Origin of the sequence: Coleofasciculus sp. A1-SPW-01, from assembly GCF_040217205.1 — a bacterium.
Lineage (GTDB): Bacteria > Cyanobacteriota > Cyanobacteriia > Cyanobacteriales > Coleofasciculaceae > Coleofasciculus > Coleofasciculus chthonoplastes_A.
This window is the reverse complement of the sequence record NZ_JAVJNP010000040.1, coordinates 1-12,684: the sequence shown is the minus strand read 5'-3', so window position 1 is coordinate 12,684 and position 12,684 is coordinate 1. Positions and strand designations below refer to the sequence as shown.

General features: G+C 46.3%; 4 protein-coding genes. 3 read left to right on the top strand and 1 reads right to left on the bottom strand.

Annotation, left to right across the window (positions count from 1 at the left end; genetic code table 11):
* Positions 1-302: 302 nt before the first annotated feature.
* On the bottom strand, positions 303-1,442 hold the full coding sequence (locus RH949_RS06545; RefSeq protein WP_446352296.1) for a DegT/DnrJ/EryC1/StrS family aminotransferase: 1,140 nt from the start codon (positions 1,440-1,442) through the stop codon (positions 303-305).
* A gap of 537 nt (positions 1,443-1,979) precedes the next feature.
* Here RH949_RS06545 and RH949_RS06540 point away from each other — a divergent pair.
* The 3 genes from RH949_RS06540 to RH949_RS06530 all read left to right on the top strand — a co-directional run bounded on the left by RH949_RS06540 (position 1,980) and on the right by RH949_RS06530 (position 12,242).
* The gene (locus RH949_RS06540; RefSeq protein ID WP_446352295.1) at positions 1,980-4,769 is read left to right on the top strand and encodes a CHAT domain-containing protein; all 2,790 of its coding nucleotides are present in this window, start codon (positions 1,980-1,982) and stop codon (positions 4,767-4,769) included.
* A gap of 716 nt (positions 4,770-5,485) precedes the next feature.
* Entirely contained in the window at positions 5,486-6,319 is an 834-nt protein-coding gene (locus RH949_RS06535) for a DUF928 domain-containing protein (RefSeq protein ID WP_006102594.1), read from the top strand.
* Between the two features lie 145 nt (positions 6,320-6,464).
* Positions 6,465-12,242 carry a two-partner secretion domain-containing protein gene (locus RH949_RS06530; RefSeq protein ID WP_446352294.1) on the top strand — a complete coding sequence of 1,926 codons (5,778 nt, stop codon included), beginning with the start codon at positions 6,465-6,467 and terminating at the stop codon, positions 12,240-12,242.
* The last annotated feature ends 442 nt before the right edge of the window (positions 12,243-12,684 follow it).

Here is a 12,684-nt window from a genome sequence, read left to right as displayed (position 1 = left end):
TCCCTGGGCGCAAGGCGACCGAATCCCTGTAGGGGCGACCCGCTTGCACTAATTGACAAAGCGTCTACTTATAGCAGTAGACACATCGATTAGGACTTTCGGCACCATTGTAGAGACGCGCCATGGCGCGTCTCTACATAAATGATGTGTCCTAACCGCTATGGCGGTTGCTATAATTGACTCGGGTCGCCCTCTCCTCAATAATCTCATTTAAATTAGTTTTACAGTGCGATCGCATTTTGTGCCAACGGGCGATTGCATTCCTAGGGACACGATACTATCTAAACCTACTGTCCCATGAGTCATTCAGCCGCACTGATCAAGCAATCTTTTAAACCATAGATAACCTGCTGCTGTTCTGAGAAGGACAATTCGGGAAATATAGGTAGAGACAAAACTTGGTGACACACTTGCTCAACAACTGGAAAATCACCCAATTGATACCCTAAGCTCTGATAAACCGACTGCAAATGCAACGGTAGAGGGTAATAAACCATCGAAATAATGCCCATCTGTTGCAGATTTTGGCGGATGTGATCTCGATAGTCACTGCTGCGGCTATCTTGAGTTAGACGAATTGTGTACTGATTCCAGACAGCATGGCTTCCTAAAGTTTCTTGAGGTAAGACGATTTCTGGAAGAGGTTGTAATAACTGGTGATACCGATCAGCGATCTGAGAGCGTGCTTGATTCCATTGATCGAGATAACCTAATTTGATTTGTAAAATGGTCGCTTGTAGTGCATCTAAACGGCTATTGATCCCTGTCGCTTCGTGGTGGTAGCGATCGCGCATTCCATGTTCCCGCAACATTCTGATTGTAGTCGCTAGGGTTGGGTCATTGGTAATCACAGCACCACCATCCCCACAAGCCCCTAAATTCTTGGTGGGAAAGAAGCTAAAGCAGCCAATATGCCCAATACTTCCCACCTTTTGTCCTGCCCATTCCGCCCCCGTTGCTTGAGCGCAGTCTTCAATGACAGCTAAACCCTGCGCCTGAGCGATGTCCATAATCGCCGTCATATCCACAGGCTGTCCAAACAAATGAACGGGTAGAATCGCCTTCGTTTTCGGGGTAATCGCCGCCGCAATCTGATTAACGTCAAGATTAAAGGTATGGGGATCAATGTCCACAAAAATAGGTGTCGCCCCCACCCGGGTAATCACTTCCGCCGTGGCGATAAACGTGAAGGGCGTGGTAATCACCTCATCCCCTTGTCCAATCTGTAAGGCTCGCAGTGCCAGATACAAAGCGTCTGTGCCGGAGTTACAGGCGACACATTCGCTGGTATTCATGTACGCCGCAAATTGCTCCTCAAAGCCTTGAACCGCAAGCCCACCAACGTAACGTCCGGAGGTGAGAATCTCCTGAACAGCTACACTGACTTGGTTTTCAATGTGTTTATACTGTCGTGCCAGATCAATAGGGGGAATGTGATTCACTCGCTTACACCTAGATATTTTTATATAGAAATTACCGGGAAATCAGTCTTCTATCAATAACCCATCCCCCTATCTCCCCTATCTCCCCCAGCTTCCCCAGCTTCCCCAGCTTCCCCATCTCCCCCTATCACCCCTATCACCCCTATCTTCCCCATCTCCCCCATCTCCCCCATCCCCCCATGCTTCACAAACTCTTCAAACCATCTTTATCATAGCTACACCTAAAACCGCGCTGGAACAGGCAAACTAAGAAAAGCAGATGCACCCTGCCAGCCACAGCAGATGCACCCTGCTGAACCCTGAGTAAAACCCACATTATCGCTTAAATTTCAAAATTAGGCGATATGTGGGTCTTGTATTTATTTCCCGCGATCGCTCTTCCTCTATCCGGAGGGTTTGGGATTGACTGAGCTTATGGAGAACCTCTCTCCAAACCTCTCTCCTGCGAGGAGAGAGGCTTTGAATTCTCCCCCTTTTCAAGGAAGCGGAGTATCCTGAAGTTGGATTCACGGCTATAGTTCCATTTCAGATAGTCCAATGAGTGCTACAGGAAAACGATTCAGGCAGTTCCTCAAGTATCTAGGCTTAGTCGGTTTGACTACGGTGTTGACGGTTGCATTGGCGTGGCAAGATTTCCCCAGCCGAATGGGAATCCTGGAGGTGAATGCGGCAATTCCCGATACTTCCGTGGTTCAGGTTTCTCTCCCCGATGGGGCTGAATTGGTGCAAGTGGGTAAAAAACGGTATCAGTCGGGGGAATTTGCTGCCGCTGTAACCGCTTGGCAACAGGCAGCCGATCTCTTTGCAAGTCTTGGGGATTCCCTGAATCAAGCCATGGTACTGAGCAATTTAGCACTCGCCTATCAGCAGTTGGGACAGTGGACGCCAGCGAATCAGGCAATCGAGAAGAGTTTACACCTTTTGCAAACTGAAACGGCTAGTCGCGATCGCACGACGGTTTTGGCGCAGGTGCTGAATACCCAGGGGAAGCTGCAATTGGCACAGGGACAACCGGAACAGGCGCTGAAGACGTGGGAAGAGGCGACAGAAACCTATCAGCAGGTGGGCGATGAAACTGGGGTGGTGCGTAGCTTGATGAATCAGGCGCAAGCCTTGCGAGTTCTGGGGTTTTATCCGCGAGTTAGGGCGACTTTAGAACAAGTGAATCAACGGTTGCAAAATCAGCCGGATTCGTCGATAAAGGCGGCGGGATTATTGAGTTTTGGTGATACGTTGCGCTTGGTGGGTGACTTGGAAGAATCTGAAACAGTGTTGCAGGAAAGTTTAGCGATTGCCCAAAAGTTAGACTTATCCTCAGGGATTACGGCTGCGTTTTTGAGTTTAGGGAATACGGCGTATAGTCAAGGAGAATTGAAGGCGGCAATTGAGTTTTATCAAAGCGCGATCGCGTCTTCTGTTTCACCAACAACAACGCTACAGGCACAATTGAATCAACTGCGTTTATTGATAGAACTAGAAAACTGGACAGATGCAGAAGCATTAGCTGAGAAAATACAGTCCAAATTTGCTAATTTACCCATAAATCGTAGCAGTATTTATGCTCGAATTAATTTTAGCCAAAGCCTGCTGAAACTATGGCGTCATGAATCAGAGGTTGTAGGGGCGGGTTTGACTTCTAACCTTTCAGAGAAAACCGCTAACGTAACTAAACCCGCCCCATCCACAATTGTCGGTGCAGGTTTTACTTCTAACCTTACAGAGACAACCCCCTTGTACAGACGCGCCATGGCGCGTCTCTACACTAAACCCGCCCTGAATCCACAAGCAGTCGCTCAAATTCTGACTATCGGAATTCAGCAAGCAAAGGAATTAGGCGATCAACGAGCGGAATCATACAGCTTGGGTTATTTGGGTCAGATTTACGAGTATACTCAACAATGGTCTGAAGCGAAAACGCTAACAGAACAGGCGTTACTTTTGGCACAATCGGTCAATTCTCCTGATATTGCTTATTTGTGGCAATGGCAGTTAGGGCGACTGCTGAAAGCCCAGATAGACCGAGGGATTGCCGATGATTCAGCTATCCAGAGTGCTGTTGCTGCTTATAAAGAAGCGATTCATTCTCTCAATTCCCTACGCAATGATTTAGTTGCGACGAATTTGGAGTTACAGTTCTCATTTCGAGAAAGTGTAGAACCGATTTATCGCCAGCTTGTTAGTTTACTATTGCAACCGGGGAATAAAGCGGTTAGCCAGGAGAATTTAGTTCAAGCCCGTGAGGTGATTGAATCGCTACAGTTAGCCGAATTAGATAATTTCTTTCGTGAGGCTTGTTTGACAGCGCAACCAGAACCCGTTGACCAAGTTGATGCGAATGCGGCGGTGATTTATCCGATTATTTTACCGGATCGATTGGAGGTGATTGTGGCAATAGCGAATCAACCGCTACGACACTATGCGACTAATATATCTGAGACGGAAGTAGAAACGGTTCTGGCTCAAACCCGCCGTTCTCTGCGACGAGTAGCGAGCGATCGCGAACGATTACCTCTGTTTTCTCAATTGTACGATTGGTTGGTGCAACCGATTGAGACGGAGTTAGCGGCGTCTGAGATTAAAACTTTAGTATTTGCCTTAGATGGTTCGCTGAAAAGTCTGCCCATGGCAGCATTATATGATGGTGAAAACTATCTGATTGAAAAATACAGTGTCGCCCTGACTCCAAGTCTACAAATCCTGGAACCTCAACCCTTAAGCCGTACCCCAATTAAGGTGTTAGTGGGGGGATTAAGTGAGGCAAAACAGAACTTTCCAGCGTTACCTGGTGTGGAGTCGGAGATACAGCAGATTCAGGCGGAGATTCCGGCGCAGGTGCTACTGAATCAGCAGTTTACTAGCGCGGCGTTGCAAGAAGAGATTAGCGCTGCGCCATTTCCGGTGGTTCATTTAGCCACTCATGGGCAGTTTAGTTCTGATGCTGAAGATACCTTTATTTTGGCGTGGGATGATCGCGTCAATGTGAAACAATTAGGAGAAGTCCTCCAGGCGCGGGAGGAAAGGGAACGTCAACCGATTGAATTGCTGGTATTGAGTGCCTGTCAAACCGCCGCAGGGGATCAGCGTGCGGCGTTGGGAATAGCGGGAGTCGCTGTGCGATCGGGGGCGCGGAGTACATTGGCGACGTTATGGTCAGTGGATGACCAGTCTACGGCGATGTTGATGGTGAAATTTTATCAGGAATTGGCACAAGCCGATGTCACCAAGGCGGAAGCGTTGCGTCAGGCTCAGGTGGCGCTATTGCAGCAGTCGAGATTTAGACATCCTTATTATTGGACACCGTTTGTGTTGCTGGGCAATTGGCTTTGATTGCCTTTGTAGTCAGGGAACTTTATCCCTATATTCTGTTGGGTTAGCTTAGGTCAAGCCCAACTACAACCTATGTAATCTTTTGTAGTAAAACTCAATGTATCTGGAAGGAACCTTTAAAAATCTTTTCATGTTAACAATGCCAGGAGGTGATTATAATAAGCTAATATTATAAGTTAATTGACCCGTGCTGTATATCAATTTCGGTAGCATTATTCTCCTATTTTGGAACGTGAAACGGGAGACAAGTAAAAGAGTAGAAAGGAAACCCATCCAGCTTAGAATGGGTGTATTTCTATATCTTACAATCCATTTAAATAACTACAGGTATAAAAGGTAAGCTGTTCGGCATTTAAACCTTAATATCAATAATAGCGCAATCCTTGTAGTGTGAGCATCTTGCTCGCTACTAATACCCAATTTAATTACAGCTTATACAGCTAGACATGATCTTATAGGATATTTAAATGTGGAAACCTTGACTGTCAAGGGGGTTTTAGCTTAAATTATCATTAGAAATAGTTTCGCCCCTTTGTCCGGACGAATCGACCCCTCACCAAATCCATCAATTGAAGAATTTCTCAAATTAACTTATTTGAGAGAAATATAGTTATGTAAATAACTAATACAGCCCTGACACCATTAATGATTCATCACCAAAAACAAGCTCAATCAAAGCGATGAGTTTGTTGATAACTTGTGACCAGAAAATAATTATGGTTTGGACTCAACTCCCTCGATACCTTGCGCTTATTTCAGCCTCAGTGTTATTAGAACTGGGGATAGTTCCAAGTTTCTTTATTGCAACACAGGCACAGACCCAAACGCCCTCTCACGTTCAGTCAAAACGGGTCATTTTTAAACCAAACCCAGACCAACCTGCACCCGATATCACCACAGGTGGAGGAAGGCGCAATGATGGACAATGTTCCCAGGATCAACCTGTTGCAGGAGAGGCTACCAATTCTCAATTACTCACGGTACTCGTACCCTCGGTTTTAGTTACCCCAGAGTTTAAGCAATCAGATCCATCCCCGGTTTCGATTAATTTTCAGTTGACTGTATCAGAGAAAGCAACGTTTCTGGTTTATGTTCCTGAAACCTCTGCTAATGTCCTAGAACTGAGAGTAGAAGATGAGGAAGGTCAGCAAGTTGGTGAAACTGCCCGGAGAGAGTTAACAGAAACTCCAGGAATTTATCGCATCAGTTTACCGGAAACTACGCTCCCATTGGATGTAGGAAAGGACTATAAATGGTTAGTGTCAATGACCTGTCAAGTCGGTGATCCCAATGATCCCTTTGTCGAGGGATTAATCCGCCGTGTCTCACCGGATTCAAGGCTGACACGTTCATTAGACCAAGTGAGTGGTTTGGATAAAGTGGCAGTATATGCTGAAGCTGGGATTTGGCAGGACGCGCTAGTCAATCTGGCGGCACTTCGTCAAACTCAACCCAATAATCCAGAGGTGGTATCGGCATGGCAAAACTTATTGCAACAGGCTGGTTTAGAAGATATTACCGATGCGCCTTTGATATTAAGTCAGGATTAAAATTGTTGTTCCTTCTACCTTCTGCATTCTTTTCAAGAGAGATATCAGTTTAGGCAAATAGGACATCAATCCCTGTTAGATAGCAGATTTCAATTGAGATAATCTTCCCCGCCATGGAAAACAAAAATCGTAAGGCAAAATAACCATGAAACACTTGAATAACCCCTTTTTGATTAGCAGCATTGCTCTCAGTTTTTGGACAAATGTTACCACAGCATCAGCTCAAATCGTCCCCGATAATACACTTCCAGTAAATTCTCAGGTGACGGGATGTCCAGTTTGCCTAATTGAAGGGGGAACGGTTCGGGGAGTGAATCTGTTTCATAGTTTTGAAGAATTTTCCGTGCAGATAGGGGGTGAGGCATTCTTTAATAATGCCTTGGATATTGAGAATATTTTCGGTCGGGTAACGGGTGCTAATATCTCGGATATTGATGGGTGGATTCGGGCAAATGGCACGGCTAATCTGTTTTTAATTAATCCCAACGGCATTATTTTTGGCGAGAATGCGAGGTTGGATGTTAGCGGTTCGTTTGTCGCCTCTACCGCCAATAGTTTTACCTTTCCCGATGGCAGTGAGTTTAGTGCCACCAATCCCCAAGCACCGCCATTATTGACGATTAATATTACACCAGGATTACAGTATGGCGCAAATTCTCCGGGAGGAAGGATTACGAATGCGGGGAATTTGAATGCCGGACAAGATTTAACCTTAGCGGCAGATAATTTGGATTTACAGGGACAGTTATCCGCCGGGAGAGATTTAACCTTAAAAGCCCAGGATACAGTAACAATTCGGGATAGTGTCACCCATCCATTTATTGTATCAGCAGAAGGAAACCTGCTAGTTCAGGGAAATCAAACCATTGATATTTTTACCTTGAATCATCCCGATAGTGGCTTGTTTTCGGGTGAGGATATGGTGCTGCGAAGTGCTTCCCCAGTATGGGGAGATGCACATTATTGGAGTGGGGGCAATTTTCGCATTGAACAGTTAGATGGGAATTTGGGAGATTTGGCAAGCCCTGAAGACCCAGTTATTCGCGCCCTCGGCGATGTGTTGCTCAATCGCTACACAGGAGCATCCTTACACATTTTTGCTGGGGGATGGGTAGCTATTGGTACAGTGACGATTACCGCAACTGATCCAACCGAGGGTATTAGGGAGAATGTTACCCTCTCCGATGGTACGGTTCTGGCAATTAATGGGAAAGTACAGCCAACGTTGGATGTGAGAGCAGGATTAGATCCCAATGTGGTTGGTAGTCCTATTGGACTAACAGGAAACAATTTTTTTGATGTTAGTGGAAATTTTGATGATATTCCAGATAGTGCAGATATTGCCATAGGCGAAGTTTTTGTAGATGCTGCCAATGGGGTTGTCTTTTTGACTAATCAATATCAACCCAATCCTTCTTTATCAGGAGACATTGAAGTTAGCAGTATTTTGACTAATGACTTTGTTTTTACAGGTAACGCTGGTTCAGTAATTATCGACTCTCGCGGCGCTATCAAGATCACCAACCAAATTGACTCATCCTCCACCTCTGGAAATGCAGGAAATATTACTTTGATTGCCAACGATATTGTTTCTCTGACAGGTGGCTTTATCGTTAGTGAAACCCCTGGTGTCGGTGCGGGGGGTGATACTCGTATCCAATCGGGGTCAGTTTTATTAAAAGAAGGAGCGGTGGTTTCAACAGCTACATTGGGTGCAGGCGATGCGGGTAATTTGACTGTGGAAACCGGAGAGTTGCTTGTCCGCGATGGCTCTCAACTGATTGTGTCTACCTTCGGTACAGGGAATGGGGGTGAGTTAAACGTTAATGCTACCCAGATTGAGTTAATTGGCGCAAATCCCATCAATGGGATTCCCAGTGGTTTGTTTGCCGATGTCCGTTCTAATGCCAGAGGAAATGGGGGAGATTTGACTATTTCTACCCAGGGCTTGCGCCTCATTGACGGTGCTGCTTTATCCGCCTCCACGTATGGAGAAGGAGATGCTGGGGAGTTACAGGTGGTTGCTACTGACCGCATTGAAGTTATTGGGTCTAACCCCCAAGGGAATTCCAGTAGTATCCGAGCGCAAGTTAATTCTAATGCCACAGGTAAGGGCGGAAATTTGACCTTGGAGAGTAGAGAACTATTAGTCAGCCAAGGGGGTCAGATAGGGGTGTCTACCTTTGGTACAGGGGATGGGGGTGAGTTAAACGTTAATGCTACACAAATTGAGTTAATTGGCACTGACCCAATCGATGGGAGTCCTAGTGGCTTGTTTGGTCAAGTTGGCTCTAATGCTAGAGGAAATGGGGGAGATGTGACTATTTCTACCCAAGGTTTGCGTCTCATTGACGGTGCTAATTTATCCGCAACCACTTATGGACAAGGGGATGCTGGGAAGTTAAAGGTGGTTGCTACTGACCGCATTGAAGTGATGGGGTATGACCTTGACGGGAATTCCACTCGTATTGATGCGCGAGTTAATCCTAATGCCACAGGCAAGGGCGGGAATTTGACCTTGGAGAGTAGAGAACTATTAGTCAGCCAAGGGGGTCAGATAGATGTGTCTACCTTCGGTACAGGGAATGGGGGTGAGTTAAACGTTAATGCTGCTGAGATTGAGTTAATTGGCACAAACCCCATAAATGGCTTATCCAGTGGCTTGTTTGCCTATGTCGCACCTAATGCCACGGGAAATGGGGGAGATGTGACTATTTCTACCCAAGGCTTGCGCCTCATTGATGGTGCTATTTTAAACGCCACCACATTTGGCAAAGGGAATGCAGGAGAGTTACGGGTGGTGGCTACTGACCGAATTGAGTTAATTGGCACAAACCCCATAAATGGCTTATCCAGTGGCTTGTTTGCCAGTGTCGGTGCTAATGCCACAGGAAATGGAGGAGATGTTATCCTGCAAACCCAGGACTTAGGAATTATTGACGGTGCTATTTTAGACGCTACCACTTATGGCAAAGGGAATGCTGGGGATTTACGGGTAGTAGCTACTGACCGAATTGAAGTGATTGGGTATGACCGCCAAGAGAATTCCAGTAGTATCCGGGCACAAGTTAATGCTAATGCTACAGGCAAGGGCGGGAATTTAAGCCTGGAGACAGCAGAACTATTGGTCAGCCAAGGGGGTCAAATATCTGTGGCAACCTTCGGTACAGGGGATGGGGGTGAGTTAAACGTCAATGCGAGTGAGATTGAGTTAATTGGCACAAACCCAATTAATGGGAGTCCCAGTGCCTTGTTTGCCTCTGTCGGTGCTAATGCCACAGGAAATGGGGGAGATATGACCATCGATACCCAGGGCTTGCGCCTTGTTGACGGTGCTACTTTGAACACCACCACATTTGGCAAAGGGAATGCTGGGGAGTTACGAGTAGTAGCCACTGACCGAATTGAAGTAATTGGGTCTGACCGCCAAGAGAATGCCAGTAGTATCCGGGCGCAAGTTGAACCAGAAGCCACAGGCAAGGGTGGGAATTTAACCCTGGAGACAGCAGAACTATTGGTCAGCCAAGGGGGTCAAATATCTGTGGCAACCCTCGGCACAGGGGATGGGGGTCAGTTAAATGTCAATGCTACCCAGATTGAATTAATTGGCGATAACCCCATCAATGGGAGTCCTGGTGGTGTGTTTGCCACTGTCGAACCTAATGCCACAGGAAAAGGGGGAGATATAACTATTTCTACCCAAGGTTTGCGTATTGTTGACGGTGCTACTTTATCCGCTACCACATTTGGCAAAGGAAATGCTGGGGAGTTACGAGTAGTAGCCACTGACCGAATTGAAGTAATTGGGTCTGACCCCCAAGAGAATTCGAGTAGTATCACGGTGCAAGTTAATCCAGAAGCCACAGGCAGGGGTGGGAATTTGACTCTGGAAACAGCAGAATTATCACTGAGCAAGGGAGGTCAAATATCTGTGGCAACCTTCGGTACAGGGGATGGGGGTGAGTTAAACGTCAATGCGAGTGAGATTGAGTTAGTTGGCACAACCCCCATAAATGGAAATCCCAGTAGTTTGTTTGCCGATGTCGCACCTAATGCCACAGGAAAAGGGGGAGATGTGACCATCTCGACTCAGGGCTTGCGTATTGTTGATGGTGCTACTTTATCCGCCTTGACTGGTGGCATAGGCGATGCTGGAGATTTAACTGTAACGGCGACAGAAAAGATTGAAGTGATTGGCACTGACCCAAACAGGAATCCCAGTAGTATAAATGCCATAGTCACAGACAGTGCCACAGGTAATGGCGGTCAACTCAGCCTAAAAGCGTCTTCTATCCTCGTCACCGATAATGGTGTATTCTCAGTAGCAACCTTTGGTAACGGTGTTGCAGGCAACCTGACGATTGAAACCCAAAGGTTAACCGTTGCTGATGATGCTTCTGTATCCGCCTCCACCGCTTCTCCCCATCCAGAGGGGACAGGCGGTAATCTCACTATCAATGCCAGAGAATCTTTGCAGCTAAGAAATCAGGGACGTGTGGTTGCCCAGTCTACAGGAGCGGCTGCTGCTGGAGGCGTAACTATTAGTACCCCACAGTTATACCTGGAAAATGATTCACAGATATTGGCATCTAATGTCTCTACTGGGAGTCAGGGTATTGTTTTAGAAGGTCTGGATACTTTAAGAGTCAACAATAATAGTGAAATTTCAGCATCCACCCGAACAGGAACAGCCGGAAGTGTCAGGATTAATGTAGGAGAAAATCCGGTTGAGTCGGTATTTCTCAACAACAGTCGCCTATCCGTTGCAGCCACATCTGAAGGCGGTAAAGCTGGGGGTTTGACGCTCAATAGCCAACAGTTAAACTTAAGTGAAGACTCGCAGCTATCAGCCTCCAACATATCCGGTGTTAGTGAAAATATTACCCTAGAAGGCTTAAACACCTTAACCGTGAACAACAGTCTGATTTCAGCATCAACTCAAAAGGGTACAGCCGGAAGTTTAAGCATCAATACGACTGAATCTGTAGACTTACATGGAGTAGGTGGTCTATGGGTTGAAGCCAGTCAAGGTGGAACAGCAGGTAACTTAACCGTTAAAACAACTCAGATGTCAGTCCATAATGAGGCATCAGTAACCGTAAGTAGTCCCTCTGGACAAGCCGGAAATCTAACGATTAAGGCAAACTCCCTACAGTTAGACCAAGGTCAACTCACCGCAGAAACTGGAATCAGTGGTGTAGAAGGCGGGGCAAATATTAGCCTACAAAACTTAGACACCTTACTGATGACCAATGAAAGCCTAATTTCTGCCAAAGCCTCTGGTGATGCCAATGGCGGTAATATTGACATTACCACCATTTTTCTGTTAGCCCTACCCCCAGAAGGTGTTAACGGCAGTGATATTATTGCTAGCGCTGAACGGGGTGATGGGGGTCGGATTACCATTACAGGTGAAGGCATTTTCGGCATTGAAGAACGTCCAGCTATTGAGGGAAATCGCACTAATGATATTGATGCTAGTTCTCAGTTTGGCAATTCTGGTGAAATTATACTCGATGTATCTTTAGATCCCAGTCGCGGACTGACTCAACTCCCCAGCACTTTGGTTGATCCCTCTGGACAAATTAACCGAACCTGTGCAGCTAGTAATCGTCAGAGTCAATTTACTGTCACTGGACGAGGTGGTTTACCTGAAAACCCAACGGATTTATTCAGTCCTGATTTGGTACAAGATGATTTTGGCACGGTGATAGCCAGGGAACAATATGAGGAAATAGAAAAACAAGCAGACGGTAATAATTCTCCTAATTCTTATCCTCCCAAACAGATTATCGAAGCCCAAGGTTGGATTATTGATGCGGAAGGAAATGTGGTGTTGACGGCTGATGTTCCTAATGGAATGCCTCACGACGGTTGGCAAAATTCAGTCAATTGTCAGGTTTCGGGAACGGCGTCCCAGTAGAGACTTTCTATGGAACGTCTCTACAAATGATAGGATTGCTGATTCTTTCTTTAACCCACCTATTCGGGTATCGCATTCGTAATTATACAGCAGTTTGCGCTGCTATGCGGTACATTGTCGATCCCCCTAAATCCCCCTTAAAAAGGGGGACTTTGATCTACTGTACTTTATGGAGAGCGCAAAGCGCTGTAATAAAGTACAGTAGATTGATACACGAAATTTGATTAAATAGAATTACGGCAACCGTAGGGGCGCACTGACGTGCATTGGTGTCAACTTAAGCTCAACCCCTCACCCCCAGCCCCCTGACAGGTGTAGGTTTTTTATTTTATGGTTGGGACAAGACAAGGAGGACAAGGAAGGAAAGAAGACAAGGGGGAAAAACCGTACAGAATTCGGTTCGGTCAAACTAACTTCTAAAAGCCGAAACGCCCTATTTTTC